The sequence below is a fragment of the Streptomyces sp. MH60 genome (genome assembly GCF_002939385.1).
Lineage (GTDB): Bacteria > Actinomycetota > Actinomycetes > Streptomycetales > Streptomycetaceae > Streptomyces.
This window is the reverse complement of sequence record NZ_MULI01000053.1, coordinates 30,358-49,586: the sequence shown is the minus strand read 5'-3', so window position 1 is coordinate 49,586 and position 19,229 is coordinate 30,358. Positions and strand designations below refer to the sequence as shown.

17 protein-coding genes are annotated in these 19,229 nt (G+C 71.5%); 2 read left to right on the top strand and 15 right to left on the bottom strand.

The features are described from left to right. The 10 genes from BZZ08_RS39660 to BZZ08_RS26860 form a co-directional block, all read right to left on the bottom strand. Positions 1-228 (bottom strand): Pro-rich N-terminal domain-containing protein (locus tag BZZ08_RS39660; protein WP_241965573.1); only part of this gene is annotated, 228 nt, incomplete at its 3' end. 167 nt (positions 229-395) lie between these two features. After that, entirely contained in the window at positions 396-2,042 is a 1,647-nt protein-coding gene (gene aroB / locus BZZ08_RS26905) for a 3-dehydroquinate synthase (RefSeq protein WP_104634813.1), read from the bottom strand. After that, positions 2,039-3,223 carry a chorismate synthase gene (aroC, locus tag BZZ08_RS26900; protein WP_104634812.1) on the bottom strand — a complete coding sequence of 395 codons (1,185 nt, stop codon included), beginning with the start codon at positions 3,221-3,223 and terminating at the stop codon, positions 2,039-2,041. Before aroC ends, aroB begins: the two co-directional genes overlap by 4 nt. A gap of 197 nt (positions 3,224-3,420) precedes the next feature. Continuing rightward, positions 3,421-3,789 carry a hypothetical protein gene (locus BZZ08_RS26895; RefSeq protein ID WP_104634811.1) on the bottom strand — a complete coding sequence of 123 codons (369 nt, stop codon included), beginning with the start codon at positions 3,787-3,789 and terminating at the stop codon, positions 3,421-3,423. 47 nt (positions 3,790-3,836) lie between these two features. Beyond that, positions 3,837-4,676, bottom strand: coding sequence for a shikimate dehydrogenase (locus BZZ08_RS26890; RefSeq protein ID WP_104634810.1), 840 nt, complete (start codon positions 4,674-4,676; stop codon positions 3,837-3,839). Continuing rightward, entirely contained in the window at positions 4,657-6,414 is a 1,758-nt protein-coding gene (gene mltG, locus BZZ08_RS26885) for an endolytic transglycosylase MltG (protein ID WP_104634809.1), read from the bottom strand. Before mltG ends, BZZ08_RS26890 begins: the two co-directional genes overlap by 20 nt. 128 nt (positions 6,415-6,542) lie before the next feature. After that, a complete protein-coding gene (ruvX, locus tag BZZ08_RS26875; RefSeq protein WP_198601712.1) occupies positions 6,543-7,007 on the bottom strand; it encodes a Holliday junction resolvase RuvX in 465 nt (154 codons plus the stop codon). Between the two features lie 35 nt (positions 7,008-7,042). Further along, positions 7,043-9,715, bottom strand: a complete 2,673-nt coding sequence (gene alaS, locus BZZ08_RS26870; protein WP_104634807.1) for an alanine--tRNA ligase — start codon at positions 9,713-9,715, stop codon at positions 7,043-7,045. Next, the gene (locus tag BZZ08_RS26865) at positions 9,715-10,077 is read right to left on the bottom strand and encodes a hypothetical protein (protein WP_104634806.1); all 363 of its coding nucleotides are present in this window, start codon (positions 10,075-10,077) and stop codon (positions 9,715-9,717) included. Before BZZ08_RS26865 ends, alaS begins: the two co-directional genes overlap by 1 nt. 7 nt (positions 10,078-10,084) lie before the next feature. Next, entirely contained in the window at positions 10,085-10,534 is a 450-nt protein-coding gene (locus tag BZZ08_RS26860; RefSeq protein ID WP_076973493.1) for a DUF948 domain-containing protein, read from the bottom strand. A 164-nt stretch (positions 10,535-10,698) separates the two neighbouring features. On the opposite strand from BZZ08_RS26860, the gene BZZ08_RS26855 reads away from it, so the two are divergent. Continuing rightward, positions 10,699-12,888 carry an ATP-binding protein gene (locus tag BZZ08_RS26855; RefSeq protein WP_104634817.1) on the top strand — a complete coding sequence of 730 codons (2,190 nt, stop codon included), beginning with the start codon at positions 10,699-10,701 and terminating at the stop codon, positions 12,886-12,888. Between the two features lie 45 nt (positions 12,889-12,933). Here BZZ08_RS26855 and rpsD read toward each other — a convergent pair whose 3' ends face one another. From rpsD to BZZ08_RS26830, 5 genes are all read right to left on the bottom strand, one after another. Then, entirely contained in the window at positions 12,934-13,548 is a 615-nt protein-coding gene (rpsD, locus tag BZZ08_RS26850) for a 30S ribosomal protein S4 (RefSeq protein WP_003977321.1), read from the bottom strand. A gap of 295 nt (positions 13,549-13,843) precedes the next feature. Next, positions 13,844-15,199 carry a replication-associated recombination protein A gene (locus tag BZZ08_RS26845; protein WP_104634805.1) on the bottom strand — a complete coding sequence of 452 codons (1,356 nt, stop codon included), beginning with the start codon at positions 15,197-15,199 and terminating at the stop codon, positions 13,844-13,846. Positions 15,200-15,241: 42 nt separating this feature from the next. Continuing rightward, positions 15,242-15,904, bottom strand: coding sequence for a vitamin K epoxide reductase family protein (locus BZZ08_RS26840; protein WP_198601711.1), 663 nt, complete (start codon positions 15,902-15,904; stop codon positions 15,242-15,244). Positions 15,905-16,099: 195 nt separating this feature from the next. Beyond that, a complete protein-coding gene (gene hisS / locus BZZ08_RS26835) occupies positions 16,100-17,362 on the bottom strand; it encodes a histidine--tRNA ligase (protein ID WP_104634804.1) in 1,263 nt (420 codons plus the stop codon). A gap of 11 nt (positions 17,363-17,373) precedes the next feature. Further along, complete coding sequence (locus BZZ08_RS26830; protein WP_104634803.1) at positions 17,374-18,090, bottom strand: MBL fold metallo-hydrolase; 717 nt, start codon at positions 18,088-18,090, stop codon at positions 17,374-17,376. Between the two features lie 183 nt (positions 18,091-18,273). On the opposite strand from BZZ08_RS26830, the gene BZZ08_RS26825 reads away from it, so the two are divergent. Beyond that, positions 18,274-19,128 carry a peptidylprolyl isomerase gene (locus BZZ08_RS26825; protein ID WP_104634802.1) on the top strand — a complete coding sequence of 285 codons (855 nt, stop codon included), beginning with the start codon at positions 18,274-18,276 and terminating at the stop codon, positions 19,126-19,128. Positions 19,129-19,229 lie beyond the last annotated feature (101 nt).

Here is a 19,229-nt window from a genome sequence, read left to right as displayed (position 1 = left end):
CAGCTGACGGGGTGCCGGGGCGGGGGCCGGCTGGTGCGGTGCCGGGGCGGGACCCGGGTGCCCGGCCGGGGCCTGCCCCGGCGCCATGGGGTACCCCGGCGCGGCAGGCGGTACGGGGGCGGGTCCCTGGGGCGGGCCAGGGTGGTGTGCGGCCGGGGACCAGCCGAGGGCCGGTCCGTGCCCCGGCTGGTGGGGCGGCGGCAGCGGAGAACCCACTGGGTGCTGCATCCGGTGCCACTCCGTCTCGTACAGGCGATGGGCGCTGGCGGCGGGAAGGGGGCCCGCCGTCCTGCTACCGAACGGTACCGCCCCCGGCCGTCGTTTGGTGAACGGCCGGGGGCGGCCCGAAGTGCCCGTCCCGCACGGCGAATCGGACGGAACGGCGCACCGGGGTACTACTCGCCCACCTCGCCGTAGGCGGCGAGGAGGACGGCCGGGTCGGGGCCCTCCAGGACGGTGGGCTTGGCGAGGCCGTCCAGGACGATGAAGCGCAGCAGATCGCCGCGCGACTTCTTGTCGAGCTTCATGTTCTCGACCAGCTTGGGCCACTGGTCGTGGCGGTAGTGCAGCGGGAGGCCGACCGCTTCGAGGATGCTGCGGTGGCGGTCGGCGGTGGCGTCGTCCAGGCGGCCCGCGAGGCGGCCGAGTTCGGCGGCGAAGTGCATGCCGACCGATACGGCGGCGCCGTGGCGCCACTTGTAGCGCTCGTTCTTCTCGATGGCGTGGCCGAGGGTGTGGCCGTAGTTGAGGATCTCCCTGAGGCCCGCTTCCTTGAGGTCGGACGAGACGACCTCGGCCTTGACCTTGATGGAACGCACGATCAGCTCGGCGGTGTGCGGTCCGGCCGGGGTGCGCGCGGCCTGCGGGTCGGACTCGATCAGGTCCAGGATCACCGGGTCGGCGATGAAGCCGGCCTTGATGACCTCGGCGAGACCCGAGACGTAGTCGTTGACCGGCAGCGAGTCCAGGGCGGCCAGGTCGCACAGGACACCGGCCGGCGGGTGGAAGGAGCCGACGAGGTTCTTGCCCTCGGCGGTGTTGATGCCGGTCTTGCCGCCTACGGCCGCGTCCACCATGGCCAGCACGGTGGTGGGGACGGCGATCCAGCGCACCCCGCGCAGCCAGGTCGCGGCGACGAACCCGGCCAGGTCGGTGCTGGCACCGCCGCCGACCCCGACGATGACGTCGGTACGCGTGAACCCGGACTGGCCGAGCGCCTTCCAGCAGTACGCGGCGACCTCGGCGGTCTTGGCCTCCTCGGCGTTGGGCACCTGGATGGCGATCGCCTCGTAGCCCTGCTCGGCGAGGTCGGCGCGCAGCGCCTCACCGGTCTCGGCGAGCGCCTCGGGGTGGATCACCGCGACCCGCTTGGCCTTGGCACCGATCAGACCGCCCAGCTCGCCCAGGAGCTGACGGCCCACCAGAACCTCGTAGGGGTCGGATCCCGCGGTGCCGCCGATCTCGATCCTTGTCACGTCGTTCACCACAGCGTCCTCCGGCCGGGGGTCCGGGGGTTGTCCCCCGGGAGATACAGTCTTCAACTCCGCTGCGTCCAGGACGGCTTGGGTGACTTCTTCCGGCGTGCGGCCGTCCGTGGTCACGACGGCCGTGGCGACCTCCTCGTAGAGGTGCCGGCGGGCCTCCATCAGCTCGCGCCACTGCTTGCGCGGGTTGACCGCGAGCAGCGGACGCGCCGCGTTCAGCCCGGTGCGCTTGACGGCCTCCTCGACGTCCATCGAGAGGCAGACGACCCGCTGTCCGGCGAGCAGCGCCCGCGTGTCGGCGTCGAGGATCGCGCCGCCGCCGAGGGCGAGGACCCCGTCGTGCTCGGCGAGCGCGACGCGCACGGCCTCCTTCTCCAGGGCCCGGAAGGCGGCCTCGCCCTCGTCCACGAAGATCTCGGCGATGGCCCGCCCCTGGGCGGCGACGATGTCCTCGTCCGTGTCCCGGTAGCCCGTGCCCAGCCGGTCGGCGAGCAGCTGCCCGACGGTGGACTTGCCGACCCCCATCGGTCCGACCAGGACGATCAGCGGTGCGCTCATCGGATGGCCAGGTGGTCGAGGTACGAGGTGACGTTGCGGCGGGTCTCGGTCACGCTGTCGCCGCCGAACTTCTCCGCCACCGCGTCGGCGAGGACGAGGGCCACCATGGCCTCGGCGACGATTCCGGCGGCGGGGACCGCGGACACGTCGGAGCGCTGGTGGTGGGCCTGCGCGGCCTCGCCGGTGGCCACGTCCACGGTCTTCAGGGCGCGCGGCACGGTCGCGATCGGCTTCATCGCGGCGCGCACCCGCAGCAGCTCACCGGTGGTGAGGCCGCCCTCGGTGCCGCCGGAGCGGCCGGAGACCCGGCGGATGCCGTCGTGCGTGCTCACGATCTCGTCGTGGGCCCGGGACCCGGGCACGCGGGCCAGCTCGAAGCCGTCGCCGAGCTCGACGCCCTTGATCGCCTGGATGCCCATGAGGGCGCCCGCGAGGCGCGCGTCGAGCTTGCGGTCCCAGTGGACGTGCGAGCCGAGGCCCACCGGCACGCCGTAGGCGAGGATCTCGACGACGCCGCCGAGCGTGTCGCCGTCCTTGTGGGCCTGGTCGATCTCGGCGACCATCGCCTTCGACGCGTCCGCGTCCAGGCAGCGCACCGGGTCGGCGTCCAGCCTCTCCACGTCGGCCGGCGTCGGGTACACACCGTGCGGCGCCTTCACCGAGGCCAGCTCGACGACATGGCTGACGATCTCGACGCCGGTCGTCTCCTTGAGGTACGACCGGGCCACCGCGCCCAGCGCGACCCGGGCCGCCGTCTCCCGGGCCGAGGCGCGCTCCAGGATCGGCCGGGCCTCGTCGAAGCCGTACTTCTGCATGCCGGCGAGGTCCGCGTGACCGGGGCGCGGCCGGGTCAGCGGGGCGTTGCGCGCGAGACCGGCCAGCACCTCCGGGTCCACCGGGTCGGCCGACATGACCTGCTCCCACTTGGGCCACTCGGTGTTGCCGACCATGACGGCGACCGGGGAGCCCATGGTCAGACCGTGCCGGACGCCGCCGAGGAAGGTGACCTCGTCGCGCTCGAACTTCATCCGCGCACCGCGCCCGTAACCGAGCCGCCGCCTCGCCAGGTGGTCCGCCACCATCTCGGTGGTGATCGGCACGCCGGCGGGCAGTCCCTCCAGCGTCGCGACGAGTGCGGGACCGTGGGACTCCCCCGCGGTCAGCCAGCGCAACCTGCTCAACGGTGCTCCTCAGTGCTCGCGCCCCGGTATGCCCCGCGTACGTGTCTTCTCCGCGTACGCGATGGTCCGACCGGGTGCGCGGCCCCGGTCCGCCGCCTCCGATCCTCCCACGTTCGGCCGCGGGACCCGGTCGCCGGTCCATTTCCCGGACGCGCGGGCGGACGCGCGCACGGGCGCGCGGGCGAGCCCGGGCGGCGTCAGGCGGGTCGGTCGCCCTGCCGCGGCGGAGCGTAGGAGCCGAGGAAGTCGGCGCCGCCCTCCTGCCGCCGCGCCGGAGCGTAGGGCCCGAGGAAGTCGGCCCCGCTCCGCCCCTGCTGCGGCGGCGCGTAGGGCCCGAGGTGGTCGGCGCCGGTGCCCTGGCCCTGCCGCGCCGTCCCGGGCAGGTCCAGGCCCGCGCGATTCGCGCGCCGCCGGGCGAGCCCGCGCCGCGCCTTGACCCCCCAGCTCGCGACGACGGCGAGCACGATCAGGGCGAGCACCGTGATCTGCACCCAGTCGGGCAGGAAGCCCAGGGCGGCCTCGAAGATCTGGGACTTGGCCGAGGCCAGCGGCACGCCTGTGTACATGGGTCGTCTTCCCCTCCCGTTCCGCCCCCTGCGGAACCCGAGGGATCCTAGCGATCCGCGAGCGCGTGCTCCCCCGCTTTTCGCATGGCGGCCAGCGGCGCGGGAGCCCGGCCGGTCATCTGCTCCACCTGGAGCACCGCCTGGTGGAGCAGCAGGTCGAGGCCGCTGACGACGGCACCGCCGTACGCCGACCAGCGGGCGGCGAGCGCGGTGGGCCAGGGGTCGTAGAGCACGTCGAAGAGGGTGGTGGGCATCTCGGGGACGGCGGCGGCGAGCGCGTCGGTGGCGCCGGCCGGCGTGGTGGCCACGACCAGCGGGGCGTGCAGCGCCTCCTCGGCGTCCGCCCAGTCCGCGATGCGCACGTCGACGTCCAGCCGCTGAGCCCAGCCCCGCATCTCGTCGGCGCGTGCCGCGCTGCGCACGTAGACGGCGATCTCGCCGGTGCAGATCCGGGCCAGTGCGGCCAGCGCGGAGGACGCGGTGGCCCCGGCGCCGAGGACCGCGGCGGTCTCGGTCTTCTCGATGCCGTGCTCGCGCAGGGCGGCGACGATGCCGGGGATGTCGGTGTTGTCGCCGGTCTTGCGGCCGTCCTTGCCGAACACGACGGTGTTCACCGCGTCCACGGAGGCCGCGGTCTCGCTGACCGAGTCGAGCAGCGGGATCACCGCCCGCTTGAGCGGCATGGTCAGCGACAGCCCCGCCCACTCGGACCCCAGCTCCTCGAAGAAGCCGGGGAGCGCCGCCTCGTCGACGTCGAAGCGGTCGTACGTCCAGTTGGCGAGGCCCAGCTCCGCGTAGGCGGCGCGGTGCAGCACCGGGGAGAGGGAGTGGGCGATCGGGGAGCCGAGCACGGCGGCCCTGCGCCGGTCAGTCGCCGGAGCTGGCATCGAACTTGTCCTTCAGCTTCAGGAACTCGGCGTGGGTCTTGGCGAACTCGGTCTTCTCCACGCCGTCGGTGGCAACGAAGTAGATCCAGCCGTCCGTGGTGGGGTTGAGCGCCGCCTGCAGGGCCTCGTCGCCGGGGTTGCCGATGGGCCCGGGCGGCAGGCCCCGGTTGGTGTAGGTGTTGTACGGGTCCATGTTGCTGTTGATCTCGGACTCGCTGATGTGGATCTTGCTCTGGCCCATCAGGTAGTTGAACGTCGAGTCGAACTGGAGCTTCTGGTTCGTCTCGGTGTTGGACTCCTTGAGCCGGTTGTAGATGACCTCGGCCATCTTGCGGAAGTCGTCGTGCGTCTTGCCCTCCGCCTGCACCAGGCTCGCGGCGGTGAGCAGCTCCCACGGGCCCTTGAGGCCCAGGCCCTCCGCCTTCTCCTCGAGGCCGATCTTCTCGTACTGCTCGCTGGCACGTGCCACCATCTGCTTGAGCACGTCCTCGGGCTTCTGCCCCTTGGCCGCCGAGTAGCTGGACGGGTAGAGGAAGCCCTCCAGCGGGTCCTTGACACCCTTGTGGTTCAGCGCCCACTCGGGCAGTCCGAGTTCCTTGTACTCGGACTTGGCGACCTCGGCGGTGGTGCCCGCCTTCACCCCGAGGCGCTTGTCGATGAGCTCGTAGACGGCGGCGTTGCGCTTGCCCTCGGCGATGATCAGGTTGCTGCGGCTCTTCGGGCTGAGCAGGAGCTCGACCGCGCTGTCGGCCGACATCTCCTTCTGCAGCGTGTACACGCCGTCCTGGATGCTCTTGCCGCGCGGGTTGCTCTGCTGGGCGGAGATGAAGGCGTCGACGCTCTTCACCACGCCCTGCCGCTTGAGTTCCTGGCCGATCGTGGAGCCGCCCGCGCCCTTGGGGATGGTGACGGTCACCTGCTCGCCGTTGCCGTCGCCCGCGAAGTCCGGGGCCGTGCCGAAACGATCCTGGTAAAACTGGTACCCGAAATATCCGACACCTGCCACACCGCCGCCGAGCACCAGGCACACCACCAGGCAGGCGCATCCGCTGCGGCGTTTCTTGGGCTTGCCGCCACCTCGGGACCTGCGGTCCTCACGACCGCCCCGGCCGTCGCCCGGTGCGTCGTCCTCGTCGGCGTCCCCGCCCGCGAAGAAGGCGTGCTCCCCCTCGTCGGGCCCGGGGTCCCAGTCGGTGCGCTGCGGCTCGGGCTCGGCGCGCCGGCGGGTGGGCGGTTCCGGCGGCGGGTACGCCTCGGGGGTGCCGTAGAAGTCGGGCTGCTCGGCGCCGTAGCCGCCGGCCTGCTGTCCGTAGGGGTCGGACGGGTCGGCCGGGTACTGCGCCTGGGGGTGGGCGCCGGCGCCCCAGCCGTTGTCGTGAACCTGCTGCGGCTGGGCCTGGGGCGCGTACTGCTGGTCGTACTGCTGCTGACCGTACTGGTGCTGGTCGTACTGCTGCTGGTCGTACTGATGACCGTACTGGTCGTACTGCGGCTCGGGGTGCTGGTGGCCGTACTGGTCGTACTGCGGCTGCCCACCGTCGTACGACGACTGACCGCCGTTGCTCCAGTCGCCGTAACCCTGCTGCGCCTGCTGCTGCTCCGGATACTGCTGCGGCTGGCCGCCGTAGGGGGACTGCTGACCCGCGTGGGCCTGCTGTCCGCCCCATCCGCCGTCCCCGTACAACGGGTCCTCGGGATGCCACGGTTCGGAGCCAGGGCCCCGGCCATACTCAGTCATCGATCCCCTAGAGCCGCGAGGCGACGGGGGGCGCGACCTGTGCCGAAGGGCTCGCTTCCGTTCCGCCTCTTGCTGTGCGGTGGCTGTTCGAATGCCTCCGCATCGCGCGGAACGTTACCGTACCGCGATCAGATGACCACTTCGACGCCCTCGCCGGGTGGCCTGCCTGACACCCGTTCGGATTCGAGTGCCTGCTGAAGGATGATCACAGCGGCGGCCTGGTCGATGACGGACCGGCCCTTCTTGGACTTCACTCCCGAGGCGCGCAGCCCCTGGCTGGCGGTGACCGTCGTCATCCGCTCGTCGACGAGCCGGACCGGGACCGGGGCGATGCCGCGGGCCAGCTCCTGCGCGAAGCGCCTGACCTTGGCCGCGGCCGGGCCCTCGCCCCCCTTGAGGGAGCGAGGGAGGCCGACGACGACCTCGATGGGCTCGTACTCCGCGACCAGGTTTCTGAGGCGCCGGTGCGCGGCCGGGACGTCGCGGCCGGGGACGGTCTCCACCGGGGTGGCGAGGATGCCGTCGGGGTCGCAGGAGGCGACCCCGATCCGGGCGTCGCCGACGTCGACGGCCAGGCGGCGGCCGCGGCGCATCACCGGGCCGTCCGTCCGGCCGTTCTCGGGCGTGCTCACTTGGCGGTGTCCGCCACGAGGCGCTCCACGGCGTCGGCGGCCTCGCCGATGGCGGCCGGGTTCTGGCCGCCGCCCTGGGCGACGTCCGGCTTGCCGCCACCGCCGCCGCCGAGGGTCTTGGCGGCGGTGCGCACCAGGTCACCGGCCTTGAGACCGCGCTCGCGGGCGGCCTCGTTGGTGGCGATGACCGTGAGGGGCTTGCCGTTGACCGTCGTGAACAGGGCCACGACGGCGGCCCGGCCGCCCTGGATGCGGCCGCGCACGTCGAGGACCAGCTTGCGCAGGTCGTCGGCGGTGGTGCCGTCGGGGACCTGCCCGGTCACCAGGGCCACGCCGCGCACGTCCTTGGCGGAGTCGGCGAGGCCGCCGGCGGCCTGGAGGACCTTCTCGGCGCGGAACTTCTCGATCTCCTTCTCGGCGTCCTTGAGTTTGCCGAGCATGGCGGAGACCTTCTCCGGCAGCTCCTCCGGGCGTCCCTTGACCAGCTCCTGGAGCTGGGCGACGACCGTGTGCTCGCGGGCGAGGAAGTTGTAGGCGTCCACGCCGACCAGTGCCTCGATGCGGCGCACGCCCGAGCCGATGGACGACTCGCCGAGCAGCTTGACCAGGCCGAGCTGGGCGGTGTTGTGCACGTGGGTGCCGCCGCACAGCTCCTTGGAGAAGTCGCCGATGGTCACGACGCGCACGCGCTCGCCGTACTTCTCGCCGAACTCGGCGATGGCGCCCTGCTTCTTGGCCTCGTCGATGCCCATGACGTCGGCGCGCACGTCGAGGTCGCGGGCGAGCACCTCGTTGATCTTCTGCTCGACGTCGGTCATCACGGCCGTCGGCACGGCGGACGGCGAACCGAAGTCGAAGCGGAAGCGGCCGGGCTGGTTCTCGGAACCGGCCTGCGCGGCCGTCGGGCCGAGGGCGTCGCGCAGGGCCTGGTGGGTGAGGTGGGTGGCCGAGTGGGCGCGGGCGATGGCCTTGCGGCGGCGGTCGTCGATGGAGGCCTGGGCCTTGGCCCCGACGGTGACCTCGCCGACCTGGACGACGCCCTTGTGGACGTACACGCCCGGGACCGGCTTCTGGCAGTCGCGGACCTCGATCACGGCGCCGGTGTCGACCCGGATCCGGCCGGTGTCGCCGATCTGGCCGCCGCCCTCGGCGTAGAACGGGGTGCGGTCCAGGACGATCTCGACCTCGTCGCCCTCGGTGGCGGCCGGGGAGGAGGCGCCGTCGACGAGGATGCCGACGATCGTGGACTCGCTCTCGGTGTCGGTGTAGCCGACGAAGTCGGTGGCACCGGCCTTGTCGGCGATCTCCCGGTAGGCACCGGCACCGGCGTGACCGGTCTTCTTCGCCTGGGCGTCGGCCTTGGCGCGCTCCCGCTGCTCCTTCATCAGGCGGCGGAAGCCGTCCTCGTCCACGGAGAGCCCCTGCTCGGCGGCCATCTCCAGGGTGAGGTCGATCGGGAAGCCCCAGGTGTCGTGGAGCAGGAACGCCTTGTCGCCGGCGAGGACGCTGCCGCCCGCGGCCTTGGTGTCGCTGACGGCGGTGTCGAGGATGTTGGTGCCGGCCTTCAGCGTCTTGAGGAAGGCGTTCTCCTCGGCGAGGGCGACCTTCTCGATGCGCTCGCGGTCGGTGATCAGCTCGGGGTACTGCTGCCCCATCATCTCGATCACGACGTCGATGAGGTCCTTGACGACCGGACCGGTGGCGCCGAGGAGCCGCATGTTGCGGATGGCGCGGCGCATGATGCGGCGCAGCACGTAGCCGCGGCCCTCGTTGCCGGGGGTGACGCCGTCGCCGATGAGCATCACGGAGGTACGCATGTGGTCGGTGACCACGCGCAGGGACACGTCCGAGGCCTGGGCGTCGCCGTAGGCCACGCCGGTCAGTTCGGTGGCCTTCTTGATGACGGCCATGGAGGTGTCGATCTCGTACATGTTCTGCACGCCCTGCAGAATCATGGCGAGGCGTTCCAGGCCGAGGCCGGTGTCGATGTTCTTGCTCGGCAGTTCGCCGAGGATCTCGAACTCCTCCTTGCCGATGCCCTCGCCCCGCTCGTACTGCATGAAGACGAGGTTCCAGATCTCCACGTACCGCTCGTCGTTGACGGCGGGGCCGCCCTCGACGCCGAACTCGGGGCCGCGGTCGTAGTTGATCTCGGAGCAGGGGCCGCAGGGGCCGGGGACGCCCATGGACCAGTAGTTGTCCTTCTTGCCGAGGCGCTGGATGCGTTCGGAGGGGACGCCCACGACGTCGTGCCAGATGCGCTCGGCCTCGTCGTCGTCCTTGTACACGGTGATCCACAGGCGCTCGGGGTCGAGGCCGTAACCGCCCTTGTCCTGGGGGCTGGTGAGCAGCTCCCAGGCGTACTTGATGGCGCCTTCCTTGAAGTAGTCGCCGAAGGAGAAGTTGCCGCACATCTGGAAGAAGGTGCCGTGGCGGGTGGTCTTGCCGACCTCTTCGATGTCGGGCGTGCGCACGCACTTCTGGACGCTGGTGGCGCGGTCGAAGGGCGGCTTGACCTCACCCAGGAAGTAGGGCTTGAAGGGCACCATGCCGGCCGGGACCAGGAGCAGAGTCGGGTCGTCCGCGATGAGCGACGCCGAAGGGACGACGGTGTGACCGCGCTCCTCGAAGAAGCTCAACCAGCGGCGACGAATCTCGGCCGACTCCATCAGTGGTCCTCATTCCGGTTGTACGAGTGCGTCGTCCTGTCGTCGACGACGTACTTCGGGTTGCTGCTGTCGCTGTTCTCGATGGCGTAGGGACGCCCGGGGGCGGCGAGTTCCCGGTCGACGGGGGCGTTCAGGCCCAGCGCGTCGTCCAGTTCGGCCTCCCGCTGGGCCATGTTGTCGCGGACGTCGAGCGCGAACCCGACCGCGCGGTCCCTGACCCGGGTGCCCACGTCGAGCGCCTTGTTCGCCGCGGTGGCGGCGAGGCTGTCGGGGGTGAGCTGCTTGAGCTTCCGGTTGACCTTGGTGGTGGCCCACACACCGGCGGCCACGCCGGTGCCGAACCAGAACGTACGGCGGAACATCGCTCGGTCAGCCCTTCTTCCGCTTCGTCCGCCGCGCGGCCGGGAGCGTGCGGCCCACGATCACCGTGCGCCGTGCCTGGGCGGCCGGGGCGGACATGTCCTCCTTGCGACCGCCGAGTGCCCGGCGCACGCCGTATCCGAACGCCGCCACCTTGACCAGCGGGCCGCCGAAGGTGGAGGCCACGGTGGTGGACAGCGCGGAGGCGTTCGAGGTGACCTCCTGGACGTCGGAGGCGATCGCGTCGACCCGGTCGATCTGGGTCTGCGCGCTGCGCACCGCCGCGGAGGCGTCGGCCAGCAGCGGGACGGCCTGGTCGGTCACGTCCGCCACGAGTTTGGTGGTCGTCCTGAGCGTCTGGGCCAGCCTCGCCAGTGCGACGGCGAGGAAGGAGACCAGGATCGCCCAGAAGACGGCCACCAGGATCCCGGCCACCTCGCCACCGGACACTGTGTGCACCCGCTCCCTGAAAGACGTGCCTGAACATCGGGAAAGTCGTGCACCGAGCCTATCGCGCCGGGCGCGGGGCTCCGTACCGCATTCCCCGTCCCGCGCGGCGCGATGCGGTCGGGTCCGGTGAAGCGATTGTACGGAGTGAATATGGTTCAGTACGCTCCGTGTTCATGCGAGACCATCGGCGCGACGGCATCCCGCACGGCAATCTACCGCTGGAACTCGACACGTTCGTGGGCAGAGGGGCACAACTGGCGGAGCTGGCCGGGGCGCTGGACTCCGCACGGCTGGTCACCGTCACCGGCGCCGGTGGCGTCGGCAAGTCCCGGCTGGCCGCGCGGGCGGCCGCGCGCCGCTCGCCCCGGGACGGGGTGTGGCGGGTGCAACTGGCGCCGGTGCGGGACGAGGAGTTCGTCGACTACGCGGTCGTGGAGGCGCTGGGCCTGACCGACCACACGACCCGGCTGCCCCGCGAGACGCTGCTCGCGCACCTGGCCGAGCGGGAGCTGCTGCTGCTCCTGGACGGGGTCGAGCACCTGGTCGACGCCTGCGCGGCACTGGTGACCGACCTGCTCGGCCGTGCCCCGGGGCTGCGGGTGCTGGCGGTGGGGCGCAGGCCGCTGGGCGTGGCCGGGGAGCGGCTCGTCCCGCTGGCGCCGCTGGGGACGGAGGAGGCGATGGAGCTGCTGACGGTCCGGGCCGGGCAGCGGAGTGTCACCTGCGGCTACGCCGCCGACCCGGACGCGGACCAGCGGGAGGTGCGCGAGCTGTGCCGGCGGCTGGACGGGATCCCGCTGGCGATCGAGCTGGCGGCGGGGCGCCTGGGCGCGCTGTCGCCGGGCCAGGTGCTGCGCCGCCTCGACGACCGGTTCCGGCTGCTGACCGGCGGGGACCGCACCGCGCTGCCCCGGCACCGGACGCTGCGCACGGCGATCGGCTGGAGCCACGAGCTGTGCACGCCGCCGGAGCGGCTGCTGTGGGCGCGGCTCTCGGTGTTCGCCGGGCCGTTCGACCTGGAGGCCGCCGAGTACGTGTGCAGCGGGGACGGGTTGCCGGCCGACGACGTGCTCGACGTGCTCTCCGCGCTGCTCGCGCAGTCCGTGCTGACCCGCGAGGAGACGCCGGCCGGGGTGCGCTACCGGATGCTCGACACGGTACGGGCGTACGGCGCCGACTGGCTGGAGGCGACGGGGGACGCCGACCGGCTGCGGCGGCGGCACCGGGACTGGTACGTGGGCCTGGCGACCTGGTGCGAGCTGGAGTGGTTCTCGCCGCGCCAGGGCGAGGTCGCCGCGCGGGTGGACGCCGAGCTGCCGAATCTGCGCAGCGCCCTGGAGCACTGCCTGGACGAGCCGGACGGGGCCCACCTGGGCCAGTACCTGGCGGGCGCCCTGTGGTTCCACTGGGTCGGCTGCGGACGGCTGTCGGAGGGGCGGCACTGGCTGGAGCAGGCGGTGCGGCTGGACGCGGAGCCGACGGCGGGCGAGCAGTCCCGGCTGAAGGCGCTGTGGGTGCTCGCCTACGTGGCGATCCTCCAGGGCGACACGGGCCCCGCGCTGGCGGCGCTCCAGGAGTGCCGGGAGGAGGCCGAGCGGTCGGCGAACCCGACGGCGGTGGCGTACGCGGAGCACCGCACCGGCTGTCTGGCACTGGTCACGGACGACATGCCGCGCGCTGAATCGCTCCTGCGCTCCGCGCTGCACCGCTACCGGGAGATCGGCGAACTCAACAGCAATGTGCTGATGAGCCAGGTCGAACTGGCGATGACGCGGGCGTTCCAGGGCGATCTGCCGGACGCGGTGCGCCTGTGCGAGGACGTGCGCCAGGTGTGCGAGGACCACGGCGAACGCTGGGCGCGGGGATACGCCCTGTACGTGCTGGCCTACGCGGCCTGGAGCGACGGCGAGCCGGTGCGTGCCCGCGAGCTGCTGGCCGACTGCCTGGGCAGTGCGCACCGCTTCCGCGACCAGCTGGGCTCGGTGCTGGCGGTGGAGCTGCTCGCCCTGGTCACGGTGGCGGAGGGGAACCCGGCGGAGGCGGCGGTGCTCCAGGGCGTGGCGGCTCGGATGTGGCCGTCGGTGGGGCTGCCGCTGTTCGGCTCGGCGCACTACAACGCCCCGCACGAGCTGTGCGAGACGGCGTCCCGGGACCAGCTGGGCGACGAGCGCTACGAGGAGTGCGTACGGCACGGGACGCGGCTGGGCCGCCGGGAGGCGGTGGCGCGGGCGCTGCGCCGGCCCGGGGTGCCGGTCTCGCTGCCGGGGCCGCGCCCGACGGCCGGGGGGCGGGCCGCGACGGGCGCCCGGACGGCGAAGCCCGCCGCCTCGCCCACCCGGAAGGGCGGGGAGACGGCGGGCTGAGGTACCGCTGGTACTGCGCCTGCTCGGTTCAGCGTGTCCGCTGGATCAGCGGGCGTAGTACTCGACGACGAGCTGCTCGTCGCAGATCACCGGGATCTCCTTGCGGTTCGGCTCGCGGTCCAGGCGGAACGCCAGGGCCTTGAGGTTCACCTGGAGGTAGCGCGGGGTCTCGCCGTCGGGGGCGAAGCCACCCTCGCGGGCGATGGTGAAGAGCGTCTTCTCCTTGGAGCGCTCGCGCACCTGCACGACGTCGTCCGGGCGGACGCGGAAGGACGGCTTGTCGACCTTCTGGCCGTTGACCTGGATGTGGCCGTGCACGACCATCTGGCGGGCCTGGTAGATCGTGCGGGCGATGCCCGAACGCAGGACCAGCGCGTCGAGACGGCGCTCGAGCTCGATGACCAGGGCCTCGCCGGTCTTCATGTTGGTCTTGGAGGCGCGCTCGTAGGCGCGGACGAGCTGGCGCTCGCTGAGGTCGTACTGCGCGCGCAGACGCTGCTTCTCGAGCAGACGGACCTTGTAGTCCGAGTTCTGCTTGCGGCCGCGGCCGTGCTCACCCGGCGGGTAGGGGCGGGCCTCGAAGTACTTGACGGCCTTCGGGGTCAGCGCGATGCCGAGAGCACGCGACTTCTTGACCTTGGGGCGGGGCTGGTTCGCCACTGTCTGTGTCTCTTCTCTAGGTTTCCGGCTTGTCAGGGTTGAGGGAGGTCGCAATCCGCAGCCGGGGAAACCCGCCGGGTCCGCTCGGGACCTGCCGGGCAGCCGCTCCCCTGGTCTGGGCACATACGTGCAGCACGCGAGTGGCCCACCGACCGCTCCCGGAAGCCGGGTGGTGGTGGGCTGCCCGCGACACCATCGACGGTGCGCGACGCTCCTGGAACCCTTGGGAGGTTCCGGCCGGTTGTCCCGTTCTGACTGCACGGGACTCGGCGCTCCGGGCGATTCTACAGGCTGCTCAGGACGGCTTGCGACCGAGGTGTCCGCGGGTCCACTCCACCGCGTCCGCGTACCGGGCCTCGGCGCCGTGCCGGGTCGGCGTGTAGTACGTCCGCTCCTTCAGCCCGTCGGGGGCGTACTGCTGGGCGGCGATGCCCTCGGGCAGGTCGTGCGGGTACACGTACCCCTGCCCGTGCCCCAGCTTGCCGGCGCCCTTGTAGTGGCTGTCGCGCAGGTGGGCGGGGACCGGGCCGGCGTGCCCCTTGCGCACGTCCTCCAGGGCGGCGCCGATGGCGGTGGTCGCGGCGTTGGACTTGGGGGCGAGGGCCAGGGCGATGGTGGCGTGGCTGAGGGTGAGGGCGGCCTCGGGGAAGCCGATCATGGCGACGGCCTGGGCGGCGGCGACGGCGATCTGCAGCGCGTTGGGGTCGGCCAGGCCGATGTCCTCGCTGGCGGAGATCATCAGGCGCCGGGCGATGAAACGGGGATCCTCGCCGGCCTCGATCATCCGGGCGAGGTAGTGCAGGGCGGCGTCGACGTCGGAGCCGCGGATGGACTTGATCAGTGCGCTGGCGACGTCGTAGTGCTGGTCGCCGTCCCGGTCGTACTTCACCGCGGCGCGGTCGACCGTCTCCTCCAGCGTGGTCAGGGAGATCTCCGGCTCGCCCTTGTCCAGCGCGGCCCCGGCGGCGGCCTCCAGCGCGGTGAGCGCGCGGCGGGCGTCGCCGCCGGCGATGCGCAGCAGGTGCTCCTCGGTGTCCTCGGGGAGCGTGACGGCGTCCTTCAGGCCGCGCTCGTCGCTCAGGGCGCGGCGCAGCAGGTCCCGCACGTCGTCGTCGGTGAGGGGTTCGAGGGTGAGCAGCAGGGAGCGGGAGAGCAGCGGGGAGATCACCGAGAAGTACGGGTTCTCGGTGGTGGCGGCGATCAGGGTGACCCAGCGGTTCTCGACGGCCGGGAGCAGGGAGTCCTGCTGGGCCTTGCTGAAGCGGTGGATCTCGTCGAGGAAGAGGACGGTCTCCTTGCCGTACCCGCCGACCGCGCGGCGGGCGCCGTCGATGACCGCGCGGACCTCCTTGACGCCCGCGGTGATCGCCGACAGCTCCACGAACCGCTTGTTGGTGGCCTTGGAGACGACGTACGCCAGGGTGGTCTTGCCGGTGCCCGGCGGGCCCCAGAGGATGACCGAGGAGGGTCCCGCGGGGCCCGACGCGCCCTCGCCGACCAGGCGGCGCAGGGGGGATCCGGGTTTGAGCAGGTGCTGCTGGCCGACGACCTCGTCGAGGGTGCGCGGGCGCATCCGCACGGCGAGGGGGCTGCCGGTCGGGTCCTTCTCCTGGCGTTCTTCGGCTGCGGCGGTGAACAGATCGGGCTCCACGCTCTGAACCCTAAAGGACCGCACCGACAAGCGGGCCGCCCGTCAGCTGGTCCAGAAGTCCCACCAGCGGGTGAGGATCATCATGCCGATGATGCCGATGTGCAGCACCGGCAGGACCCAGGTGAACTCGCCGAAGAACCCGCGCAGCCAGCCCGGCGCGGGCAGGAAGCCCTTGCGGACGTTGAAGGACGTCACGTACCAGAACATCAGGATCGTGGCGACCCAGGCCAGGCAGCACCACAGGCACAGCGAGTTGATCCGGTACAGGGACTGGAACTGCAGCCACGAGACGAAGGCGACGCCGAAGAGGCAGCCCGCGTTGAAGGTGAGCCAGTACCAGCGCGGGTAGGTGGCGCGGGCGAGCAGGCTCATGCCGACGCAGATGACGATGCCGTAGGCGACGAGGCCGAGCATCGGGTTGGGGAAGCCGAAGACGGAGGCCTGGTCGCTCTCCATGATGTTGCCGCAGGAGACGACCGGGTTGAGGCTGCAGCCGGGCGTGAAGGTGGTGCCGGCGACCTTGGCCTCGAGGATCTTCTGCTTGTCGATCGTGATGACCCACGCGGCGAGCAGACCGGCCGCGCCCGTGATCACCAGCAGCAGTGCGAGCGCGCGGCTGCCGCCCTCGGTGCGCGGGGTGCGGGTGCCGCTGGCCGGCGCGGACTCTGCCACGGTGGAGGCGTCCTTCACTGTCGTCTTGCTCATCACGCCGATTCCGTCACTGGGGAGTGGGACCTGCTTCGGGCAGGGGCCATTGTGCCGCACGACCCTGTATGGGCACCGTTCGATGACCATATGAACGGATCGGCGATCACTCCGGAGCGGCGCCTTCCGGCCAACGTCCGTTCTCCAGGGGCACACGCGAACGAAACGCGTGCCCCTGGAGGGGACACCGGCCCGCTAGCCGAGCCTCGACTCCAGCTCCGCCACGATCTCGTTGACGCCGATCGCGGTCTGCTCGCCGGACTCCATGTCCTTGAGCTGGACGACGCCCTCGGCCAGGTCGCGCTCGCCCAGGACCAGGGTGTAGCGGGCGCCGGAGCGGTTGGCCGCCTTCATCGCGGCCTTGAGGCCCTTGCCGCCGTAGGAGAAGTCGGCCGCGACGCCGTTCTTGCGCAGCTCGGTGACCTTGGCGAACAGGATCCGGCGGGCCTCCTCGCCCAGCGGGACCGCGAAGACGGAGGTCGCGGATGGGATGTCCAGTTCGATGCCCTCCGCCTCCAGGGCGAGGACGGTGCGGTCGACGCCGAGGGCCCAGCCGACCGACGGCAGCGAGGGGCCGCCGATCATCTCGGACAGGCCGTCGTAGCGGCCGCCGCCGCCCACCGCGGACTGGGAGCCGAGGCCGTCGTGGACGAACTCGAACGTGGTGCGCGTGTAGTAGTCCAGGCCGCGGACCAGCTTCGGATCGTCCTCGAAGACCACGCCCGCCGCCGTGATCAGCTCGCGCACCTCCTCGTGGTACGCCTTGCAGGCGTCGCACAGGTAGTCGCGCAGCAGCGGGGCGTCGGTGAGCTGGTTCTGGACGTCGGGGCGCTTGTCGTCCAGGACGCGCAGCGGGTTGATCTCGGCGCGGCGCAGTGTGTCCTCGTCCAGGTCGAGGCCGCGCAGGAAGTCCTGGAGCGCGGCCCGGTAGACGGGCCGGCACTCCTGGTCGCCCAGCGAGTTGAGCAGGATGCGGAAGTCCTGCAGGCCGAGCGCGCGGTACGACTGGTCGGCCAGGATGATCAGTTCGGCGTCCAGGGCCGGGTCCTCGGCGCCGATCGCCTCGGCGCCGACCTGGGAAAAGTGGCGGTAACGGCCCTTCTGGGGGCGCTCGTAGCGGTACTGCGAGCCCGAGTACCAGACCTTCACCGGCAGGTTGCCCGCCTTGTGCAGGTTGGCCTCCAGGACCGCGCGCAGCACCGGAGCGGTGGTTTCCGGGCGCAGGGCGAGCCGGTCGCCGCCCTTGGTCTCGAAGACGTACATCTCCTTGGTCACGATGTCGGTGGACTCGCCGACGCCGCGCGCGAACAGTTCGACGTTCTCGAAGCCGGGCGTCTCGATGTAGCCGTAGCCGGAGTTGCGCAGCGGGGCGGCGATCGCCTCGCGGACGGCCAGGTACTTGGCGGAGTCCGGCGGCAGCAGGTCGTACGTGCCCTTGGGGGCCTTGAAGGTGCTCACGGAAGGTCTCGTCACATTCCTCGTCGGGGAGCCGCGGGAGCGCTGTTCCCTCGGCGGCCTGCGGCCGCCTGCCGCAGATACGGGTTGGCGGCGCGTTCCTGGCCGATGGTCGTCTGGGGGCCGTGTCCGGACAGCACCACGGTCGAGTCGTCGAGCGGCAGGCACACGCGTGCCAGGGACTCGAGCATGTCGTCCATGGAGCCACCGGGGAAGTCGGTGCGTCCGATGGAGCCGGCGAACAGCAGGTCGCCCGAGAACATCACCGGCGGGATGTCCGCCGTCTCGGGCAGGCCAAAGGTCACCGACCCCTTGGTATGGCCCGGGGCGTGCGCGACGGTCAGCTCCATGCCCGCCAGCGCCAGTTTCGCGCCGTCGGTCAGCTCCTTGACGTCGTCGGGTTCCCCGACGGTCAGCTCACCCATGAGCGGCATGCCAATGGTGCGGCCGATGCCCTTCTCGGGGTCGCTCATCATGTAGCGGTCCTCGGGATGGATCCAGGCCGGCACGTCGTGGGCGCCGCACACCGGGACGACCGAGGCGACGTGGTCGATGTGGCCGTGGGTGAGGACGACGGCGACGGGCTTGAGCCGATGCTTGCGGATCGCTTCCTCGACTCCGGGGGCCGCCTGGTGGCCCGGGTCGATGATCACGCACTCCTCACCGGCGGCGGGGGCGACGAGATAACAGTTCGTCCCCCAGGCGCCGGCGGGGAACCCGGCAATGAGCACGATCGTCCTTCGTTTGGGTCGGTACGGGTGGGCTTGCGAACGTATCGCGCCCATGGTCAGAGCCTACCGGCGGTGCCGATTCCTCAGCGAACCCATATACGGTACGGGGCTACACGCCCACGGTCGGCTCATCGCACCCACGCGTACCGGTCGGCACACGAAGACGCATGAGGAGAGAACCCGGTGGTCACCCAGGAGCAGCGGCGGCGTCAGCTCGCCCGGGAGAAGTTCTTGCGGCAGCAGCAGCGACGCACCTCCGCGCGGCGCAAGGCACGCATGCGCAACGCCGCGATCGCGTCGGTGCTCGGCGTGATCCTGATCGGCAGCGTCGCGCTGTACACGACCGGCGTGGTCCTGGGGGACGACGACGACAGCAAGACGAACGCGAACGCGGAGGTCACCCCGAGCGCCTCGGCTCCGAGCAAGGCGCCGGACCCGTGCGAGAAGCCCGCCGAGGGCAAGGTCAAGACGCAGACCTGGAAGAAGGAACCTGCGATGACCATCGACAAGTCCGCGAAGTACACGATGAAGCTGGCGACCACGTGCGGTGACATAGACATCGCGCTGAAGGCGGACGCGGCACCGCACACCGTCAATTCGTTCAACTTCCTGGCGGGCAAGGGGTTCTTCGACCACACCAAGTGCCACCGGCTCACCCCCGAGGGCATCTACGTCCTTCAGTGCGGTGACCCCCAGGGCACCGGCGCGGGCGGTCCCGGCTACACGATTCCCGACGAGAACCTGAAGGACAAGAGCCTCAAGGGCAACGTGTACCCGGCGGGGACGGTCGCGATGGCGAACCAGTACAACGCCCAGGCACAGCAGGGCCGGAACACCGGGGGCAGCCAGTTCTTCCTGGTCTACCAGGACAGCCAGCTGCCGCCGGACTACACGCCGTTCGGCACCATCTCCAAGGACGGCATGGCGGTTCTCAAGAAGATCGCGGCCGCCGGGGCCCAGGCGCCCGACCCCACGACCGGCAACACCGCGCCCAACGCGACGGTCGTGATCGACAAGGCCACGGTCACCACATCCTGACCCTCATCAGCGAAAGTTCGGTCGCGCGGGTGCGGACAGGCCCCCCGCCGGTCGCCTATGTTGGCCGTGACGAAACTGTGGACGATGCCCGGGGGTAGCGA

What these genes read in the sequence shown, in the direction of transcription:
- aroB (WP_104634813.1), bottom strand. Translation starts at nt 2,042, where the DNA reads ATGAGCGCACCGCTGATCGTCCTGGTCGGACCGATGGGGGTCGGCAAG.
- BZZ08_RS26895 (WP_104634811.1), bottom strand. Translation starts at nt 3,789, where the DNA reads ATGTACACAGGCGTGCCGCTGGCCTCGGCCAAGTCCCAGATCTTCGAG.
- BZZ08_RS26890 (WP_104634810.1), bottom strand. Translation starts at nt 4,676, where the DNA reads ATGCCAGCTCCGGCGACTGACCGGCGCAGGGCCGCCGTGCTCGGCTCC.
- mltG (WP_104634809.1), bottom strand. Translation starts at nt 6,414, where the DNA reads ATGACTGAGTATGGCCGGGGCCCTGGCTCCGAACCGTGGCATCCCGAG.
- ruvX (WP_198601712.1), bottom strand. Translation starts at nt 7,007, where the DNA reads ATGCGCCGCGGCCGCCGCCTGGCCGTCGACGTCGGCGACGCCCGGATC.
- alaS (WP_104634807.1), bottom strand. Translation starts at nt 9,715, where the DNA reads ATGGAGTCGGCCGAGATTCGTCGCCGCTGGTTGAGCTTCTTCGAGGAG.
- BZZ08_RS26865 (WP_104634806.1), bottom strand. Translation starts at nt 10,077, where the DNA reads ATGTTCCGCCGTACGTTCTGGTTCGGCACCGGCGTGGCCGCCGGTGTG.
- BZZ08_RS26855 (WP_104634817.1), top strand. Translation starts at nt 10,699, where the DNA reads ATGCGAGACCATCGGCGCGACGGCATCCCGCACGGCAATCTACCGCTG.
- BZZ08_RS26840 (WP_198601711.1), bottom strand. Translation starts at nt 15,904, where the DNA reads ATGAGCAAGACGACAGTGAAGGACGCCTCCACCGTGGCAGAGTCCGCG.